This is a genomic window from Amycolatopsis sp. NPDC033938 (assembly GCF_055575975.1).
In genome coordinates, this window is record NZ_JBVIRO010000001.1 from 449513 (window position 1) to 467906 (window position 18394).

The 18394-nt window shown below is 66.7% G+C and carries 20 protein-coding genes and 2 tRNA genes; 14 read left to right on the forward strand and 8 right to left on the reverse strand.

Going from position 1 to position 18394, the window contains the following annotated elements; all coding sequences use genetic code 11:
• The first annotated feature begins 76 nt into the window (after nucleotides 1–76).
• The 9 genes from gyrB (at nucleotide 77) to ACZ5ZX_RS02235 (ending at nucleotide 8169) form a co-directional block, all read left to right on the forward strand.
• Nucleotides 77–2044: a DNA topoisomerase (ATP-hydrolyzing) subunit B gene (gene gyrB, locus ACZ5ZX_RS02195; RefSeq protein WP_061981625.1), complete on the forward strand. Its 1968-nt coding sequence runs from the start codon at nucleotides 77–79 to the stop codon at nucleotides 2042–2044.
• Between the two features lie 67 nt (nucleotides 2045–2111).
• A complete protein-coding gene (gyrA, locus tag ACZ5ZX_RS02200) occupies nucleotides 2112–4637 on the forward strand; it encodes a DNA gyrase subunit A (protein WP_465500248.1) in 2526 nt (841 codons plus the stop codon).
• A gap of 36 nt (nucleotides 4638–4673) precedes the next feature.
• Nucleotides 4674–5363 carry a DUF3566 domain-containing protein gene (locus ACZ5ZX_RS02205; RefSeq protein WP_465328532.1) on the forward strand — a complete coding sequence of 230 codons (690 nt, stop codon included), beginning with the start codon at nucleotides 4674–4676 and terminating at the stop codon, nucleotides 5361–5363.
• A 47-nt stretch (nucleotides 5364–5410) separates the two neighbouring features.
• Nucleotides 5411–5484 (forward strand) — tRNA-Ile (locus tag ACZ5ZX_RS02210).
• A gap of 272 nt (nucleotides 5485–5756) precedes the next feature.
• Entirely contained in the window at nucleotides 5757–5945 is a 189-nt protein-coding gene (locus ACZ5ZX_RS02215; RefSeq protein ID WP_465500249.1) for a DLW-39 family protein, read from the forward strand.
• Between the two features lie 37 nt (nucleotides 5946–5982).
• Nucleotides 5983–6055: transfer RNA gene (locus tag ACZ5ZX_RS02220), tRNA-Ala, on the forward strand.
• Between the two features lie 166 nt (nucleotides 6056–6221).
• On the forward strand, nucleotides 6222–6593 hold the full coding sequence (locus tag ACZ5ZX_RS02225) for a hypothetical protein (RefSeq protein ID WP_465500250.1): 372 nt from the start codon (nucleotides 6222–6224) through the stop codon (nucleotides 6591–6593).
• Between the two features lie 7 nt (nucleotides 6594–6600).
• A complete protein-coding gene (locus ACZ5ZX_RS02230; protein ID WP_465500251.1) occupies nucleotides 6601–7647 on the forward strand; it encodes a hypothetical protein in 1047 nt (348 codons plus the stop codon).
• Between the two features lie 9 nt (nucleotides 7648–7656).
• Entirely contained in the window at nucleotides 7657–8169 is a 513-nt protein-coding gene (locus tag ACZ5ZX_RS02235; RefSeq protein WP_465500252.1) for a YbaB/EbfC family nucleoid-associated protein, read from the forward strand.
• Here ACZ5ZX_RS02235 and ACZ5ZX_RS02240 read toward each other — a convergent pair whose 3' ends face one another.
• The 5 genes from ACZ5ZX_RS02240 to ACZ5ZX_RS02260 all read right to left on the reverse strand — a co-directional run bounded on the left by ACZ5ZX_RS02240 (nucleotide 8170) and on the right by ACZ5ZX_RS02260 (nucleotide 12924).
• The gene (locus ACZ5ZX_RS02240) at nucleotides 8170–9021 is read right to left on the reverse strand and encodes an ADP-ribosylglycohydrolase family protein (protein ID WP_465500253.1); all 852 of its coding nucleotides are present in this window, start codon (nucleotides 9019–9021) and stop codon (nucleotides 8170–8172) included.
• A gap of 10 nt (nucleotides 9022–9031) precedes the next feature.
• Nucleotides 9032–10036, reverse strand: a complete 1005-nt coding sequence (locus tag ACZ5ZX_RS02245; protein WP_465500254.1) for an AraC family transcriptional regulator — start codon at nucleotides 10034–10036, stop codon at nucleotides 9032–9034.
• A gap of 159 nt (nucleotides 10037–10195) precedes the next feature.
• Nucleotides 10196–11473 (reverse strand): M14 family metallopeptidase, encoded by a 1278-nt coding sequence (locus tag ACZ5ZX_RS02250; RefSeq protein ID WP_465500255.1) that lies wholly within the window; start codon nucleotides 11471–11473, stop codon nucleotides 10196–10198.
• Nucleotides 11474–11566: 93 nt separating this feature from the next.
• Nucleotides 11567–12208, reverse strand: coding sequence for a pyridoxine/pyridoxamine 5'-phosphate oxidase (locus ACZ5ZX_RS02255; RefSeq protein ID WP_465500256.1), 642 nt, complete (start codon nucleotides 12206–12208; stop codon nucleotides 11567–11569).
• Nucleotides 12208–12924, reverse strand: a complete 717-nt coding sequence (locus ACZ5ZX_RS02260) for a hypothetical protein (RefSeq protein ID WP_465500257.1) — start codon at nucleotides 12922–12924, stop codon at nucleotides 12208–12210. Before ACZ5ZX_RS02260 ends, ACZ5ZX_RS02255 begins: the two co-directional genes overlap by 1 nt.
• Before the next feature lie 100 nt (nucleotides 12925–13024).
• On the opposite strand from ACZ5ZX_RS02260, the gene ACZ5ZX_RS02265 reads away from it, so the two are divergent.
• Nucleotides 13025–13546 (forward strand): DUF2020 domain-containing protein, encoded by a 522-nt coding sequence (locus ACZ5ZX_RS02265; RefSeq protein ID WP_465500258.1) that lies wholly within the window; start codon nucleotides 13025–13027, stop codon nucleotides 13544–13546.
• Nucleotides 13547–13713: 167 nt separating this feature from the next.
• Nucleotides 13714–14166, forward strand: a complete 453-nt coding sequence (locus ACZ5ZX_RS02270) for a DUF6918 family protein (protein WP_465500259.1) — start codon at nucleotides 13714–13716, stop codon at nucleotides 14164–14166.
• A gap of 310 nt (nucleotides 14167–14476) precedes the next feature.
• On the opposite strand, the gene ACZ5ZX_RS02275 is transcribed toward ACZ5ZX_RS02270, so the two are convergent.
• Nucleotides 14477–15196: a hypothetical protein gene (locus ACZ5ZX_RS02275; protein ID WP_465500260.1), complete on the reverse strand. Its 720-nt coding sequence runs from the start codon at nucleotides 15194–15196 to the stop codon at nucleotides 14477–14479.
• Nucleotides 15197–15285: 89 nt separating this feature from the next.
• Between ACZ5ZX_RS02275 and ACZ5ZX_RS02280 the strand changes: the two genes are divergently transcribed.
• The 3 genes from ACZ5ZX_RS02280 to ACZ5ZX_RS02290 all read left to right on the forward strand — a co-directional run bounded on the left by ACZ5ZX_RS02280 (nucleotide 15286) and on the right by ACZ5ZX_RS02290 (nucleotide 17450).
• A complete protein-coding gene (locus tag ACZ5ZX_RS02280) occupies nucleotides 15286–15846 on the forward strand; it encodes a peptidylprolyl isomerase (protein ID WP_465500261.1) in 561 nt (186 codons plus the stop codon).
• 52 nt (nucleotides 15847–15898) lie between these two features.
• Nucleotides 15899–16861 (forward strand): rhomboid family intramembrane serine protease, encoded by a 963-nt coding sequence (locus tag ACZ5ZX_RS02285; RefSeq protein WP_465500262.1) that lies wholly within the window; start codon nucleotides 15899–15901, stop codon nucleotides 16859–16861.
• Nucleotides 16862–16961: 100 nt separating this feature from the next.
• Nucleotides 16962–17450 carry a hypothetical protein gene (locus tag ACZ5ZX_RS02290; RefSeq protein WP_465500263.1) on the forward strand — a complete coding sequence of 163 codons (489 nt, stop codon included), beginning with the start codon at nucleotides 16962–16964 and terminating at the stop codon, nucleotides 17448–17450.
• Here the strand turns inward: ACZ5ZX_RS02290 and ACZ5ZX_RS02295 are convergent.
• Together ACZ5ZX_RS02295 and crgA are read right to left on the reverse strand one after the other, a co-directional pair.
• Nucleotides 17435–17812 (reverse strand): PH domain-containing protein, encoded by a 378-nt coding sequence (locus ACZ5ZX_RS02295; RefSeq protein WP_465500264.1) that lies wholly within the window; start codon nucleotides 17810–17812, stop codon nucleotides 17435–17437. The genes ACZ5ZX_RS02290 and ACZ5ZX_RS02295 overlap by 16 nt on opposite strands.
• A 118-nt stretch (nucleotides 17813–17930) precedes the next feature.
• Nucleotides 17931–18197 (reverse strand): cell division protein CrgA, encoded by a 267-nt coding sequence (crgA, locus tag ACZ5ZX_RS02300; RefSeq protein ID WP_101613637.1) that lies wholly within the window; start codon nucleotides 18195–18197, stop codon nucleotides 17931–17933.
• Nucleotides 18198–18394 lie beyond the last annotated feature (197 nt).

The window sequence follows — 18394 nt, forward strand, 5'->3', positions numbered from 1 at the left end:
CATGTCAGCGAACGCGGCCAAGTACACTGGAGATGAGCGAGCGTCTGCTCGAGCGAGACGAGGAGAATCAACGCCTGTGACCGAGAACAAGAGCGAGTACAACGCGTCGTCGATCACGGTGCTCGAAGGGCTCGAAGCTGTCCGCAAGCGTCCCGGTATGTACATCGGTTCCACCGGTGAACGCGGCCTCCACCACCTCGTGCAGGAGGTCGTCGACAACTCCGTCGACGAGGCGATGGCGGGTCATGCCACCAAGGTCGAGGTTACCCTGCTGGCCGACGGCGGCGTCCGCGTCGTCGACGACGGCCGCGGCATCCCGGTCGACATGCACCCCAAGGAGAAGAAGCCGACCCTCGAGGTCGTGCTCACCGTGCTCCACGCGGGCGGCAAGTTCGACAGCGACTCCTACGCGGTCTCCGGTGGTCTGCACGGTGTCGGCGTCTCCGTGGTGAACGCGCTGTCGAAGAAGCTGCTGGCCGAGGTCAAGTACGGCGGCCGCAGCTGGCGACAGGAGTACACCGACCAGCTCCCCGGCGAGCTCGAGGACCTCGGCCCCGCCGACGGCACCGGCACCACGATCACCTTCTGGGCCGACGGCGACATCTTCGAGACCACGACCTACAACTTCGAGACGATCTCCCGCCGTCTCCAGGAGATGGCCTTCCTCAACAAGGGCCTGACCCTTTCGCTGCGCGACGAGCGCGTCGCCGACGAAGAGACCGAAGAGGACGCCTCCGGCCAGGCGGCGCGGGTCAAGGAGAAGACCTACTGCTACCCCGGCGGTCTCGAGGACTTCGTCAAGCACATCAACGGCAGCAAGGACCCGATCCACCCCAACGTGATCTCCTTCGAGGCCAAGGGCACCGGCCTCGAGGTCGAGGTCGCCATGCAGTGGAACAACGGCTTCACGCCGTCGGTGTACACCTTCGCCAACACGATCAACACGCACGAGGGCGGCACGCACGAAGAGGGCTTCCGCGCCGCGCTCACCCGCGTCGTCAACGCGTACGCGCGCGAGAAGAAGCTGCTCAAGGAGAAGGACGCCAACCTGACCGGTGACGACGTGCGCGAGGGTCTCGCCGCGATCGTCTCGATCAAGCTGTCCGAGCCGCAGTTCGAGGGCCAGACCAAGACCAAGCTGGGCAACAGCGAGGCCAAGACGTTCGTGCAGCAGACGTCGAACGAATGGCTGGCCGACTGGTTCGAGCGCAACCCCACCGAGACGAAGACGATCATCAACAAGTCGATCTCCTCGGCACAGGCGCGGATGGCCGCCCGCAAGGCGCGCGACCTGGTCCGCCGCAAGGGCGCGCTGGAGATCGGCGGGCTGCCCGGCAAGCTCAAGGACTGCCGCTCGACCAACCCGTCGGAATGCGAGCTCTACATCGTCGAGGGTGACTCGGCGGGCGGTTCGGCCAAGGAAGGCCGCGACTCGATGTACCAGGCGATCCTGCCGATCCGAGGCAAGATCATCAACGTCGAGAAGGCCCGTATCGACCGCGTCCTCAAGAATACCGAGGTCCAGTCGCTGATCACCGCGCTCGGCACCGGTATCCACGACGAGTTCGACCTCGAAAAGCTGCGGTACCACAAGATCGTGCTCATGGCCGACGCCGACGTCGACGGCCAGCACATCACCACGCTGCTGCTCACCCTGCTGTTCCGGTTCATGACCCCGCTGATCGAGCACGGGCACGTGTTCCTCTCGCGGCCGCCGCTGTACAAGATCAAGTGGCCGAGGGCCGAGCCGGAGTACGCGTACTCCGACCGGGAACGCGACGCCGTCATCCAGGCCGGTGTCGAGGCGGGCAAGCGCCTCCCCAAGGACGACGCGATCCAGCGCTACAAGGGTCTCGGCGAGATGAACGCCGAAGAGCTGTGGGAGACCACGATGGACCCGGCGAACCGGCTGCTCGGCCAGGTCACCCTGGACGACGCCGCACAGGCCGACGACCTGTTCTCCGTACTGATGGGCGAGGACGTCGAAGCGCGCCGCTCCTTCATCACGCGCAACGCCAAGGACGTTCGTTTCCTTGATGTGTAACGGCCTCGACGTGTAGTCACGTCCCGTTTCTCTGTCCCATCAGGACTGCCCTCACGAGAAGGACCTCATGACGGAAACCTTGCCGCCGGCTCCGGACCACGACCGGATCGAACCGGTCGACATCCAGCAGGAGATGCAGCGCTCCTACATCGACTACGCGATGAGCGTCATCGTGTCGCGGGCGCTGCCGGACGTGCGAGACGGCCTCAAGCCGGTGCACCGCCGCGTGCTGTACTCGATGTTCGACTCCGGCTTCCGCCCCGACCGCGGGTACAACAAGTGCTCCCGCGTCGTCGGCGACGTGATGGGCAACTACCACCCGCACGGTGACTCCGCGATCTACGACGCGCTGGTGCGGCTCGCCCAACCGTGGTCGCTGCGGTACCCGCTGATCGACGGCCAGGGGAACTTCGGTTCGCCGGGTAACGACCCCGCGGCCGCCATGAGGTACACCGAGTCCCGCCTCGCGCATCTCGCGATGCACATGCTGCAGGACATCGAAGAAGACACCGTCGACTTCTCCGACAACTACGACGGCCGCACCCAGGAGCCCGACGTCCTGCCGTCGCGGTTCCCGAACCTGCTGGTCAACGGTGGTTCCGGGATCGCGGTCGGGATGGCGACCAACATCCCGCCGCACAACCTGCGAGAGGTGGCCGACGGCGTCAAATGGGCGCTGGAGAACTACGACGCGACCGACGACGAGCTGCTCGCCGCACTGCTCGTCCGGATCAAGGGCCCGGACTTCCCGACCAAGGCGATGATCCTCGGCAACTCCGGCATCGAGGACGCGTACCGCACCGGCCGCGGCTCCGTGCGCATGCGCGCGGTCGTCGAGGTCGAAGAGGACGCCAAGGGCCGCACGATCCTGGTCGTGTCCGAACTCCCGTTCCAGGTCAACCCGGACAACCTGGTCGAGAACATCGCGAACCTGGTCCGCGACGGCAAGCTCACCGGTATCTCCGACATCGCCGACGAGTCCAACAGCCGCAGCGGGATGCGGATCGTCGTCACGATCAAACGTGACGCGGTCGCGAAGGTCGTGCTGAACAACCTGTTCAAGCACACGCAGCTGCAGCAGAACTTCGGTGTCAACATGCTGGCCCTCGTCGACGGCGTGCCCCGCACGCTGCGGCTGGACCAGATGATCCGGCACTACGTGAAGCACCAGATCGAGGTCATCGTCCGCCGGACCCGCTTCCGGTTGCGCAAGGCCGAAGAGCGCGCCCACATCCTGCGCGGTCTGGTCAAGGCGCTCGACATGCTCGACGAGGTCATCGCCCTCATCCGGCGCTCGCCCTCGGCCGAAGAAGCCCGGCCCGCGCTGATGAGCCTGCTCGACGTCGACGAGATCCAGGCGACCGCGATCCTCGACATGCAGCTCCGCCGCCTCGCGGCACTGGAGCGGCAGCGGATCGTCGACACCCTGGCCGAGATCGAACTCGAGATCGCCGACCTCAAGGACATCCTCGAGAAACCCGAGCGGCAGCGCTCGATCATCGCCGAGGAACTGCAGGAGATCGTCGACAAGTACGGCGACGACCGGCGCACCAAGATCATCCCGTTCGACGGCGAGGTCTCGGTCGAAGACCTCATCGCGGTCGAGGACGTCGTCGTCACGATCACCCGCACGGGTTACGCCAAGCGAACGAAAACCGATCTGTACCGATCGCAGAAACGCGGCGGCAAGGGCGTCCAGGGCGCGACGCTGAAACAGGACGACATCGTCCAGCACTTCTTCGTCTGCTCGACCCACGACTGGATCCTGTTCTTCACGAACAAGGGCCGCGTCTACCGGGCCAAGGCCTACGACCTGCCCGAGGCCAACCGCAACGCGCGCGGCCAGCACGTCGCGAACCTGCTCGCGTTCCAGCCGGACGAGAAGATCGCCCAGGTCATCGAGATCCCGAACTACGAGGTCGCCCCGTACCTCGTGCTCGCGACCCGGCGCGGCCTGGTGAAGAAGACCAAGCTCACCGACTTCGACTCCAACCGCGCCGGCGGCCTCATCGCGGTCAACCTCCGCGAAGGGGACGAGCTGGTCGGCGCCGTGCTCGCGGCCGCGGAAGACGACCTGCTCCTGGTGTCCGCCGAAGGCCAGTCGATCCGCTTCCACGCCACCGACGAGGCGCTTCGCCCGATGGGCCGCGCGACCTCCGGTGTACTGGGCATGCGGTTCAACGACGGCGACGAACTGCTCGGCATCAACGTCGTCCAGCCGGACAAGTTCCTCCTCGTCGCCACCGACGGCGGCTACGCCAAGCGCACCCCGACCGACGACTACCCGGTCCAAGGCCGCGGTGGCAAGGGTGTGCTCACCATCCAGTACGACCGGAAACGTGGCAGGCTGGTAGGTGCGGTCATCGTCGACGCCGAAGACGAGCTTTACGCGATCACCTCCAGCGGCGGGGTGATCCGGACTTCGGCCGGACAGGTGCGCAAGGCAGGCAGGCAGACGAAGGGAGTGCGGCTGATGAATCTCGACGAAGGAACCACTCTTCTCGCGGTCGCACGCAACGCGGACGAGCCCTCAGACGTCGCCACTGCAGGTAGTGCTGAAGGAGAAGAAACCCCGGCGTCGGAGCAGGAGTAGACGACGCCCCACGTACTGGGTAAGGACTGACACCTCGTGACACCATCCGAGAAGCCCGAAACAGGCGGCGCGCAGGCGGGTTCGTCGAGCCCGCCCTGGCAGCGTGACAGCGGTGCGGGGGAGGCCGAAGGCGCCAGCGAGCAGACGGTCTCGGTGTCTTCGGTAGCCACCGAAGACGTGGCCTACTCGGAACCGAAGCAGGACGCGACAACCGTGACCGACTACCACGGGGTCAGCGGCACCGCCGCGAAGAGGCTGTTCGGCGAGAGCGGAGAGGGCGACCAACCCGCCCCCTCCGCCATCCCGTCCGCCTCCCGCACCCGTGCCGCCCCGACCGCGCTCCGCCGCCCCGGCCGCGGACCGCGTCGCGCCAGCCTGCAGATCAAACGCTTCGACCCCTGGTCGGTGCTGAAACTGTCCCTCGTCCTCGGCGTCGCGCTGTTCTTCGTGTGGCTCGTCGCCGTCGGCGTCCTCTACACCGTCCTCGACGGCATGGGCGTCTGGGACAAACTCAACGGGACCTACTCGTCGCTCGTCGGCGGCGAAGGCGCCGACGCACCGGCAGACCCGCTGATCAGCGCGGGCCGCGTCTTCGGGATCGCGGCCATCCTCGGCGCCATCAACATCGTGCTGATCTCGGCACTCGCCACCGTCAGCGCCTTCATCTACAACGTCTCCGCCGACCTCGCCGGAGGCCTGGAAGTGACCCTTTCCGAACGAGAGTGACCCGGTTGCAGGGCGCCGAAAGGCGTCCTGTAATCTTCTCGTCGTTCGGGCCCATAGCTCAGGCGGTTAGAGCGCTTCGCTGATAACGAAGAGGTCCCAGGTTCAAGTCCTGGTGGGCCCACCCGGTTGGCCCGGTCGTGTTTGTGGAAAGCACAAACCACGACCGGGCGTTTTTCGTTTCTGGGGGTCGAACCCCCAGACCCCCGCCAGGGAGGGCTTCGCCCCCCTGGACCCCCCTTTCGGCTCGGGCCCTGGCGGGCCCATTGCCGTGGGGACCGGCGCCATCGGGGAGAGGTGAGGGGTCGGTGCCGTGGGGGTTTGGTTCCACGTGGAACGTGGTGCAGTAGCATCGGTGGGTAGGCGGAGCAACTCGGCGGAAAGAGGGGGCTTCTGATGAAGAAGCTGTTGGCACTCGCGGTCATCGCGGGCGGCGTGCTGTTCGTGATCAAGCGCAACAAGGCAGCCAAAGCCGAGGCCGACCTCTGGCGTGAGGCCACCGCGCCCACCGAGCGTCCGCTGGGCACCGCCGCCACGAACGGAAGCGCCCCGGCCAAGGCCGCGGACGCGTCCCGCAACAACTGATTTCGGCGCGGGCGGTTACCATGATCGCCTGCGGCCCGGGGCTGTAGCTCAATTGGTAGAGCACCGCCTTTGCAAGGCGGGGGTCAGGGGTTCGATTCCCCTCAGCTCCACATCACTCGGGGCGAGTTGTGTCGGCGGAAAGCGCCGACCAACTCGCCCCGTTTCTCTATTCCGGGGCCGCGGTGACGTTCGTCACCGAACGCGGATCGTGAAGTCATGCTCCCAGCCAAGTCAACGCTGCTTACATGGGACAGGAATCCGGACAGCGAGGTGAACATGGTCAGTTTCGAAACCGACCTCGACGATCTCAGGTTGTCGAGCAAGGAACTGCAGAAGGCCGCCGACATAGTCAGTACCGCCCATACCGGTGTGCAAGGGCAGGATGTGCCCGCTCCCGACCCCGTCACAGGTGCCTTTCTCCCCGGCCTTTTCGCACCGGACACCGCGTTCGGGAAGTCGCTGGGCATGCGCGGGGTTTCGGCGGCTTACGAGGAACACCGCCAGGCCGTCGAGAAAATGCTGGCGAAGCTGCTTCGCAGTACGCAGGACGCCTCCCAGGCACTGGCGAGGGTCGCCGAACTGTACGAATCCGTCGAAGAGGACAACCGGCAGCGAGTGAACCGCGCCGCCTATGGGGAACAGGGGTAGCTCCAAGATGGACGGTTACTTCAACGCACTGGACGCGGAGACCACCTCCGGAGGCCTCGTCAGGGACAACAGCAAGCTCCTCGAAGGGATCACCGCCGACCTCACCAAGGGCGCCAACGACGCCTACGCGGCGGTGGACATCCTTTTCCAGGACTGGCTGATGGGCAACGACATCGACCTCAGCGGCGGGCGGAAGGAGGAAGTCCGCAACTTCTTCCTGGAGTTCTCCGAGGCGGAGCTCGTCGGTGAAAACAGCCTGCAGACCATGATCGAGGCCTACGAACGGCTCTGGAACGCTTTCCAGGACACGAAAGCGCCACTCGACCGGTCCCTGGTCCTGCTGCTCAAGTGGCGCGGTGAAGGCGCCGAGACCGCCAAGAGCTACATCCAGGGTCTCGTGAACACCTATTCCCGCGTGGGCACCAAACTCACCGTGCTGGAAGCCGACATCGTGGCCGCGCGCGACGCCATCGCGACCGCGCGGGCCGACCTGAGCAACCTCGCCGCGTCCTTCCTGACCGCCGCGGAGAAATACCGCGAAGACCAGGAACGGCAAGACGAATCCGCCTTGACGAAGGCGTTGGCGGCGGGTTTCGCCGGCGCTGTCGCCGCTTTGCTCGTCGCGGCCGTTCCGCCTGCCGGTGCCGCTCTCACCGCGGCGACCTTCTTCACCACCGCGAACGGGGTCCAGGTCGCCGGTGCCGCGGCCGGTGCCGGACTCTCCACCCTGATTTCCGAGAACGCTTCGATCGTCGGGGACAGCCCCGAAACCATCTACAACAGCTTCCACGATGGTGTGGTCAACATCAGGGAAGGCATGTTCCGCGCGACGGAGTCGCTGATCTCGAAGATCAATGTCGAGATCAACAACCTGCCGATCGTCCCCGAGCCGCCGGACGTCAGCCCGGGTGAGACCTTCGACCCCGGCAACTTCGAAACGGAGAACACCGACAAGGGAACGGAAAAGCGGGTCCGGGACAAGAACGTCGACATCTCGAACGACGGCAAGTTCCAGGAACCGCCGATGGAACTGTCGCCGCTACCGGTCGACTGACGGAGGATCGTGGCCGAAAAACCGCCGCCCAAGAAACCGGCCAACGACCGGCAAGCGATGCTCGAGGCCTTGGCCGGCCTGTCGGTGGACGCGTCTTCACCGGACGGTGCCATCTCCGTTTCGGTCAACACCGACGGCGTGATGACCCGGCTCAGAGTGAGCGAAGCCGTGTCGCGGATGTCGCCCGCCGAGATCGCGGACGCCGTCATGCGGACTTATCAAGAAGCGCAGCAAGGATCCGCGAAGCGCAGTGCCGAGCTGATGGCGCCGATCGGCAACGCCGGGTACATCACGGACAGGCTCCGCTGGCGGCTCGGGTTCACCCCGACGTTCCAGCAGACCGGGGAAACCGTCACGCCGGCTTCCCCGGTCTCGCGCCGGACGCCGGCGGGCACCGAGAACGTGGTGCTCAAGGACCGTTCGGAAGAACCGGCCGGGCCGGCCCAGGACGAGCAGCCCGAACCGGCGGAGTCCGACGACCAGTACTACGAGCAAGGCCTGCGGTACCGGCCTTCCTGGTAGTCAGAGGTCGAGCAGCCGCTCGTCGAGCTTGGCCAAATAGTCGCGGCCGAACTCGCCGTTCTCCAGGTCGCGCCACAGGACCGGCGGCAGATCCTGGGCCACCTCGGGTGAGCGCGACGCGGCGGCCAGCGCGATGGTCGCCGCGGTGTCGACGTCGCCGGTGAACGCGACACAGGTGTGCAGCATCCTGGCGAGACCGCCGCCGTCGGCGAGTACGGTCAGCGCGGCGCGGACACTCATCCAGCCCTGCGGCCCGATCCTGCCCGACCACGGCCGTGCCCAGCCGCCGTGCCCGACGTCCTCGGGAAGCACGCCGTCGATCCACCGCGCGACCTCGGTCAGCGGGCCGAGCCGATGGTGGCAGTAGTGCACGGCGAGCGCCGCCGCCTGGGCCGCGGCGATCCCCGCCGGTGTGTCGTGCGTGATCCTGGCCTGCAGTTTCGCGTGGTACAGGACGTCGTCGACGGTCGGCAGGACCCCGATCGGCCCGGCTCGCATGGCCGCCCCACTCTTGTCGCTTTGCGGCTGGAGGCGTCGCAGCAGCTCTTCGCCGTCCCGGACTTCGCTGAGCAGCTGGTGGAAGCGCGGCGCGTAGCCGTCGTGTGGATCGCGGTGGTAGGCGAGGACGAACTGCTCGGCGAGCAGCGACGGCGTCCACCGGCGACCCGAGACGAGCAGCTCGGCGATCGCGATCGTCATCTGCGTGTCGTCGGTGTAGCGGCCGGTCGGGACGCCGGGAGAGCCGGGATGCGGCACGTACCCCGTCAGTGTGTTGTGCTCGGCGACGAAGCTCGGGTACGCGTGTTCGAAGGAACCTCCGTACGCGTCACCAATGGCCAGTTCGACCAGCATCCGAACTCCTTCAGGCGGTGAGGCGGGCCGTCTCCGAAGGCAGTTTGCCGTAGGTCTGGCGGTAGAAACCGGAAAACCGGCCGAGATGCGTGAAGCCCCATCGCAGCGCGACGTCGGTGACGGTGCCTTCGGCGCGTCCTTGCGCGATCGCGAGCAGGTCCTGGTGCACGTAGTCGAGGCGGACACGTCGCAGGTATTCCATCGGCGTCAGCCCGAGTTCGGTGCGGAACGCCAGCTGCAGCGCGCGCACGCTGGTCCGCGCGACCATCGCCAGCTCACCGATCGACACCGGCTCGGCGGCGTGTTCCTCGCAGTGGATCATCGCGCGGCGAACCGCCGACGACTTCGGCCGCGGCCGTTCTCCGGCGAGGTCACCGGACAGCGAATGCGGTTGCGTGTCGAGCAGACCGTGCAGCAGCAGCTTCTCGAAATGCGCGGCGGCCAGCGGCGACCGGTCGAACAGGCCGGAGGCCGCGGTCTCGCCGAAGGTGTGGAGCAGCTCGATCCACTGGCCCATCCCCGACGTTTCGACGATCGCCGGATCGAACCGCAAGGTCGACGTCGGCGCCTCGCCGAGCCGTTCGCGCATCGCGTCCGCCACCAGTTGCTTGCCGACCCGGAGCATCAGGATGTCGGGGTGCTCGAACCTGGTCCGGAAACGGGTGTCCGGTCCGGTCACCACGTGGCGCGACGGCACGATCTCCTGGCCGAGGGTGATCTGGTTGTGGCCGGTCAGGGTCACGATCACGGTGTACGCGTCGGGCGTCTCCTCACCCTCCAGTACGACGTCGGAGTCCAGCGTCAGTTCGTAGACCGAGAGGCCGTTCGGGTCGATTCCGGGGATGCGTAGGCCGCTGAGCTGGGAAATGTCGAAGAATCCGGTGGGTGCGGGGGTGTGCAGCTTGACCGTGTCCGGCGCGAGGAACGCTTGGAAGGTGTTCTCGAGTTCGTCGAAGTCGTCGCCGGTGACCACCGTCGACGCGATCGGAGAGCCTTCCGAGAACCGCTTGCGCACCTGTCGATTATCCAGAATTCGGCCATTCGGGGCACCGAAGAACAAAGTCGATCATGCTATCGGCGCAAAGTGCCGGAACAGGGCGACGCCCGGACCTTCAGCTTGGATTCGCCGAAGAGCCGGGCGTCGCGAGTGGCCGATCTCAGAAACCGTGCGGGATCAAGCCCCCGCCTCGTTGATCAGGATGTCGACGGCCTTGTCGTTGCGAGCTGTCTGCTCCGGGATCACCGAAGCGGGCGGGTAGAAGCCGTCGATCCCGCCGTCCTTGGGGTACATCTCGAAGGTGTAGCTGAGGATCTTGTGCTTGCCCCACGCCCAGTCGTTGATGTCGCCGTCGGTGACGTACAGATCGCTGGACTGTTCGGGCGTGTAGCCGTTGGTGGCGGCCATCTTCTTGCCGACGTCGGCGAATCGCCGCGCTTCGGCCTCGGTCATGCCCTCGTCGGTTTCGTTCTTCGTGTAGCCGAACGGCCAGAGCACCAGTTCCGAGAAGGTGTGGAAGTCGATGTGCGTCTTGATCTGCTGTGCGCCGCCGACCACCCGCGAGTTCACGAAGTCCGCGACCGCCTTGGTCTCGGCCTCGGAGAACGCCGACGGACCGTGGTAGTCCTCGGCGGACGGGCTGTTGCTCGACCCGCCGCAGCAGTTCCACTTGTAGTCCCAGTTGCGGTTCGGATCGGTGCCGACGGCGCTGCTGCCGGGCACCGGCTTCCGCGTCTTGCGCCAGCCCTGGTACTCCCCGCCGGAGATGTCGTACTCCGAGCCGTCCGGGTTGACGTTCGGGATCACGTAGATCTCGTGCTCGTCGACCATTTTCTTGATGGCGGGGTCGCTGGCGTATCCGCTGGTGAGCCGCTGCACGATCCGCAGGCACATCTCGGTGGTGAGGTGTTCGCGCGCGTGCTGGTTGCAGGTGAACAGGACCTCGGGCTCGTTCTCGTCCGTGCCCGCGTTGTCGCTGATCTTCAGCAGGTTCAGCTCGCGGCCTTCGTATGACTTGCCGACGCTGGACAGCGTCGCGATGTCACTGTGGTCCTTCGCGGCCTTCTGCAGCTCAGCGGTCGTTTCGGCGTAAGTGTGGTACGCCTCGTCGCCCGGCGGGAAGTCGCCGTCGACGGCCGCGGTGCCGGCTCGCGCGCTCCGTTGTTTCAGCATGCTGTCGAAGTCACCGAGCGGCTTCAGGGTGAACCCGCCGGCGCGCAGGCTCGCGGCCTGCTCGGGCGTGGCGACGACGGTCAGCGCGCCACCGCGCGAGCCTGCCACGTCGACCCCGGTTCGGGCGACGGCGGTGCGCTTGCCGGTGTCGTTCGCGCCCTCCACCGAATACAGCCCTCTCGCCGGGTCGCCGATCTGTGCGCTCGCGACGGGCGTCGTGACGGCCAGCAGGGCGAGCCCTGTGGCGGCCAAGGCGCCACCGATGCGACGGCGTGTGGACATTTCGCCTCCGAACGATCAGGGGACTGGGTGCGTTCACCGTCGTCGAAGGGAATCGTCCACGACAACCCGACGATCGTCGTTCCCAGTTACCGTTTACGGCCAGAGACGTTCTTTGCGCCAGGACTCGTTCTCCCGCCGATAACGGAGACGGCGGTGCCGCCGATCATGGCTTGCCTGCCAAAACTCCACTTCGGACGGCGTCACCAGATAGCGAGTCCAGGTTTCCGGTGCCACTTCGGGATTCTCCTCGACCCAGCGCTCCGCTTCCGCGGCCGCGCGGTCGAGGTCGGCCGGATCTTCGAGCACCTGCGACTGCCTGCCGATGAACGCCTCCACCCTGGACGCCGGCGGCCGGGCGGTGAAATCGGCCGCGGAGACTTCGGGATCGGCGACCGAGACCGGACCACGCAAGCGGATCTGACGGCCGCGCCCCGGCCAGAAGAACGTCAGTGCGGCGTACGGATTCTTCGCCAGCTGCACACCTTTCGGGCTTTCGGAACTCGTCGCGACCGCCCAGGTGTCGCCCTCGACGTCCTTGAGGATCACGACCCGCGCGTCCGGCAGCCCGTCGGCGTCCACTGTGGACAGAGTGACGGCATGCGGCGCCAGCACGTGCTCCCCGGCTTCGTTGAGCCATTTCAGGAACAGCTCACTCGGCGTGTCCGGCGTGTTCTCGGTGTCGAACTCCGGCAGCTCTTCGGGGAAGGACGGCCAGCCGCGCAACTTGCGGTTCATCAGTATCCCGGCGGGCGCTGGCCGTGCGCCGGATAACCGGGCGCGGGCGGCGGGTAGTGCGGCGGGTGCTGGCCGGGCGGCGGCCCCTGCGCGGGCGGCGGCCCGACCGGGTACTGCGGCGGTGGCGGTTGCTGCGGCTGCCAGCCGGGAGGCGGCTGCTGACCGGGCGGCGGACCGGGCGGCATCGGCGGTTGCTGCCCCTGCGCCTGCTGCCACTGCACCTGCTGATAAACCTCGGCGGGCTGCGGAAAACAGAACGTCAGCTTCGCGTTGACCGAACCCTGCACCGCCGCGCCCCACAGCTTTCCGCCGACGAACGCGTACATCTGCGCCGCCGAAACGTCGACGGCCACCATACGTGTCTCGCCGCCGAACTGGTTGCCGGACTTCGCCGACGCGGCCTGTGCGGCGTCCGGATACACCCGATCCCCGATCAGCCCGGCGATGACCACGGAAGCCGCCGTCCAGCCGACGGTGCCCATCACGTTCGCGCGTGCGTGCTGTGTCGCCAGCCCGGTGAAGTCGTACAACGCGGGCGCCGTCACCTCCGGGATCGCCGCGGCGACCACGCAGTAGTTCATCGTCGACATCATCACGGATTCGGTGAACAGGCCGACGACGGCCGCGCTCGGGCCGATCTGGACCGTGTTCAACCGGCCACCGCTGCGCTGGATGCGTTCCGCCACCGCACCCAGGTACTGCTCCTTGGTGAGCACTGATGCCTCCTGAAGACCCGTCACGCCCCGCCATCGTCGCACGAACAGGGCGGATGGTTACGGCGACGCGGTCATCCGATCTGCTTCACTGGGCGCCACTATGCGACGTCTCCTGATCCTGCCGCTCGTCGTAGGACTCCTGGCGGCCTGTGGGCCGAAGGAACAGCCGCCCGCGACGAACCCGCCCGCGCCGTCGAGCAGCCCGGCGCCCCAGCTCCCGCCGACGCCGGAACCCACCGGCAAGGGTCCGTGCCCTTACCTGAGCGCCGAATCCGTTTCGGACGCCAACGGGCAGAAGGTCTCCAAGGTCAAGACATCGGCGGATCAGCCGCATCCGACCTGTTTCTTTTACGCGCTCAGCGGGAAACTACAGCTCACGGTGCGCGTGTACGTCGGGGAACCCGCGGTGGCCAAGGCGCTGGTCGACCAGGCCGCACCCATCGACACGTCCAATCCCGCCGACGAACCGGCGGGCTGGAAAGGCGGCTATCAGCCGTCCGGCGACGGCGCCGTTTACGCCGTCGCGAAGGGCGGGAACGCGGTAGTCGTGACGACCAATCAGAAGCAGAGCATCAAGGCGCGCACGGTGGCGAAGGAGGCTATCGGTGCGCTGCGTCTCTAGGTAGTGGTATCCACACGTCAGAGTGAAGTTGATCTTGTACTACCCTGTGCCGCACGCGCGACGGTTCGCGGGACCAGCGCAACGCCAGATCCGGCGGAGGCCGCCTTGCGGTGTGGCTCGGCGGCACAAAAGATCATTTCTCCCCATAAGACAAAAGGACAGGTTTCGTGGCTGACACCCTCAAGGAAATCTTGCTCGACTCCAGCCGTCGTCCGGCGGTCGTGAGCGACTTCGAAGGTCTCGTCGACGCCGAGGTGTCGGACAAGGGCGGCGTTTCGGGTGCCGTCGTGAAGACCGGCTTCGCGGCCGTCAAGAAGATCAAGCCGGGCATCATCCCCGCCGCCGTCGACACCCTGCTCGACGACTTCACCGGTGCCCTCGAGCCGTTCTACGGCGACTACAAGGCCAAGGGCGGCAACGACTTCGGCGCCTACCTGGTCAGCCGTAGCGACGAGGCTTCGGACGCGCTCCTGTCGGTCACCGACGCGCGCGCCGAGAAGAGCAGCCGCGACAGCATCAAGAAGGTCTACGGCAAGCTGCGCCCGAACGGCAAGAAGAACGTCGAGGAGGCCCTTCCCCGCCTCGGCCAGCTGATCGACAAGCACGCTGCGTCTGCCTGATCGCGCACTGACGTAAAAGCGCCGAAGGGGCGCCCGTTCGCTTTCAACGTTCTGTTGGGAGGGAAGGGCGCCCCTTCATCGCGTTTACGTGGGCCTTCGGCCCAAAAGAGGGCGCGCGACCGGTGAAGTCTCGCCGTCGCGCTGGCGCGCTTTCGGCGAGACGAGTCCGCCGGTCACCTTGTTGGGCGCGTTGATCTTCGGCACCAAGATGTCGAGCGAGTTGATCTTCGGGGTGTGGACGTGAAAGGGCCGTCCAGTGGCCTTGTGGGTCACTGGACGGCCCTGGCGACAAGCAGAAGAGGGTTCGGCGTCAGTTCTTCTTGTCGGCGGAGCTGGTGCTCGAAGCCTGGTGCCCGTTCTTCGGGGTGCCGGGCTTCGGTGCCTCGGGCTTCGACGGACCCGAACCCCCAGCCGGACCGGAAGCCGACGGACCGGAAGCGGCGGGCTTCGCGGGTGCGGGCTTCGGAGCAGCGGCGGGCTTGGCGGGGGGAGCGGGCGGTGCCTTGGGCGGAGCAGGCGCGACCGGCGGCTCCTGCTTGGAACGCAGTGCGTAAGCCGCACCGGCGCCGACCACGGCGATACCGAGGACCCACGGCCAGCGACGACGCTTACGCGTCCCCTTGGCAGCGGCCTTCGCCTCGACGAGGGCGGCGCGGAAGTCCTTCTTCGCGGCCTTGAAATCCTTCTTGCCGCGACGCTTCGACTCGCCGGCGGCCTTCGCCGCCTGGATGGCGGCCTTGCGCGCCTTACGGCCCGGCTTCCGCATCTCGGAAAGCCTGGCCAGTGCCTCCTTACGAGCCGCCTTCGAGCTCTTCTTGAGCTCCTTGCGGGTCAGTTCCGTCTTCTTCGCGAGCTTCTTGCGCGCGCGACGGCTGGTCTTAGCGATCTCACCGGCGCTCTCGGAGAGCTTGTGCTCGGCTACCTCAACGGCGTGGGCGGTGGCTTCCTTGCCCGCCTCAACCGCTCGTTTGCGCAGGCCGAGCGCGCCGGCCTTCGCCGACTCGCTCACCGAATCTGCGGCCCGGGTCATGGCCTTCACCTCATCAATCGTTTTGATTCTGCTTCGTTGCTTGTAACCTATCGTGCCCCTTTTCCGCAGATCTTGCCGCAGATGGCACGATGAAGCCCGTGACTGAAAGCAAGGGATCCCTCATTGGTGGCGCGCTGAAGGCCACTCTGCACACCAACCAGGGTGACATCAACCTGAACCTGTTCCCCGACCACGCGCCGAAAACGGTCGCGAACTTCGTCGGGCTCGCCGAGGGCAGCAAGGAGTACACCCAGCCCAACGCGAAGGGCACGAACTCGGGCCCGTTCTACGACGGTTCGATCTTCCACCGTGTCATCGACGGCTTCATGCTCCAGGGCGGCGACCCGACGGGCACCGGCCGCGGCGGCCCCGGCTACAAGTTCGGCGACGAGTTCCACCCGGAGCTCCAGTTCTCCAAGCCGTACCTGCTGGCCATGGCCAACGCCGGACCCGGCACCAACGGCTCGCAGTTCTTCATCACCGTCGCCCCGACGACGCATCTGAACTTCAAGCACACGATCTTCGGCGAGGTCGCGGACCAGGCTTCCCGCGAGGTCGTCGACGCCATCGGGCGTACCGCGACCGGTCCGGCGGACCGTCCGCTGGACGACGTCGTCATCGAGAAGGTCAGCATCAGCCGCGAGGGCTGACCACGCTCATCACACGGCCTGTTACGGGGGATTTCGGTAGGTTGGTGGCATCGTGAGCCAACCACCGAATCCCCAGTACCAGCAGGCCGCCATGCCCGGCTGCTGGTGGCACCCGAACCGGCCGACCGGGCTGAGCTGTTCACGCTGCGAGCGTCCGGCCTGCCCGGACTGCCTGCGCGAAGCCGCCGTGGGCTTCCAGTGCACCGACTGCGTGCAGGCAGGCCGCCAGCAGGACCGCGTCCAGCAGAAGCAGTACCGCGACGCCGGCTACGGCGCGACCACCATCACCGGCGCCAGGCCGCCTCGCACGGCCGTCGTGACGCCGGTCCTTTTGGCGCTCAACGTCGCCGTCTTCTTCATCACGGTCGCCCAGTCCGGCAGCATCGCGAGCAACAACTTCTCGGAGCTCTTCCAGCTCGGTGAGCTGTGGAATCCGGCGACCCTGGCGGCCGACGAGTGGTGGCGGATCTTCACCTCGGGGTTCCTGCAGTTCGGCCTGCTGCACATCGCGGGCAACGCGTTCTCGCTGTGGTTCATCGGCCGCCCGCTGGAGACCATCCTCGGCCGGGTCCCGTTCGTCGCGCTCTACTTCATCTCGATGCTCGGTGGTTCGGCCGCGAACCTGGTGTTCACCGACCTCGACGCCGTCCCCGTGGTCGGTGCCTCTGGCGCGATCTTCGGGCTCATGGGCGCCTACGCGGTCATCGTCGTCAAGCTCAAGCTCAATCCCACCTGGCTGCTCGTCATGCTGGGACTGAACGTCTTCATCACCTTCCAGGTGCCCGGTATCTCGATCCTCGGGCACGCCGGCGGGTTCGTCGCGGGGCTCCTGGTGACGTTCGCGCTGCTCTACGCGCCGGAGAAGAACCGGCTCAAGTGGCAGATCGGCGGGCTGGCGATCGTGGTCGTCGCGCTGATCGGGCTCATCGCGTGGAAGGACTCGCAGACGATCTCCGCGTCCTGCGAACTGACCACGAACCGCGGCCAGCCCTCTTACGTCTGCTACCCGGAGTAGGCCTGCTTCCGCCGAGTGGGTTATGCGCTTACCCGGTGGGGAAGCAACATGACGGGGTACCTTCAGGTTGATCATCAACATCGTCAACTTGGGGGTTGAGATGAAGATCCGGAAAGCGGCAGCTCTCGCCGCCGTCGCCGTGCTGGCTTCGGCGCTGGCACCGTCGGTCGCGCAGGCCGATCAGGCCGCCGAGACCTGTCAGACCTACACCAAACGCTATTTCCTCGGCTCGGGCAGTGCGATCACGCTGCGTGTCGCCTACGTCGACGCGGCGTTGAAAATCTGCTTCGGCGATCCTGGCGTCACCTCGGCGGCGGCGACGCAGACCGTCGGCACCACCGGGCCGGGCGCGGCCAGCGGCTGGGAGATCACCGCCGGTCCGGCCGTGGTCGAAGACCAGCGGCCGCGGCACGTGAAGGCGAAGTTCAGCGGGTCGCTACGGACCTGCGTCGTGAAGATCAACCCGATCTGCTCGCCGGCCTCGCCGTACGAGATCTTCGGGGAGTACGCGCCGCCCGCTGTCGGCCCGGCCGTTCCCGGCTGGTCACACGGTCCGAACGGCGACGTCCACTACTACGACAACGCCTGACCCTTGAGGGCGGTGAGGACGTCCAGGACGTCCCTGGGGTCCTCGCCGAGGTCGATCCGGCCGAACACCAGCAGGTGTTCGCCGGATTCGACCTCGAGGGTCAGGCTGTCCCGGCCCAGCCGGCGCGTCGTGCGCAGCCGGAGCCGGGCTTCGGTCCAGGGATAGCGGTGCGCGCCGCCGACCGTCCTGGCCAGGATTCCCTCGGGGCCGGCGGCCAGCCGAGGCCGGAGCAAGGTGCCGTGGAGCGCGAGCGCGCCGGTGGAGAGCATGGCCATCCCCGTCAGCACGGTGCCGCCGACGTCGCCGCCGAAGCCCAGCCATACCGCTCCTGCCAGCAGGAACACGGTGATCACCCAGGCCACTACCACAACGTTCTGGCGCGGCGCCCACGAGGTGGGGTAGTTATCCACAGGGGTTATCCACACTGGGGATGAGTCACACCGGTGTAATTCGGCGTCAAGCCGCCAACCGGGGTAATCGTCACCGCCACCGCATCGTCATGAGCAGCCCGGCGATCATCAGCACGAAGCCGATGGCGAAGTTCGTGTTGCCCAGATCGGCCATGAACGGGATCTTGTCGCCCGCGATGTAGTTGACGACCAGCCACATCAGGCCGACCAGCATGAGACCGAACATCACGATCTTGTAGAACAGGTTCGACGGGCCCGCGGCCTTGACCTTCACCGGCGTGCGGCGGTCGGTCGGCGGGGTGTACGCCGTCTTCTTACGGACCTTGGACTTCGGCATCGTGTTCCTCGCGTACTGTTCGGCTTCCCTGGTGGCGATGACCCGCTTTCGGGTGCGCAACCAGCGCCACGTGCACACGTTAACGTAAACGAGCGCCGCTGGGCACCGTCCGGGACCGGTCGATTTCCCGCACTGTGACAATGGTGTCACACACGGTTCGACACTGTGCTGGTTCGGACATCGTGCTGGTTCGACAC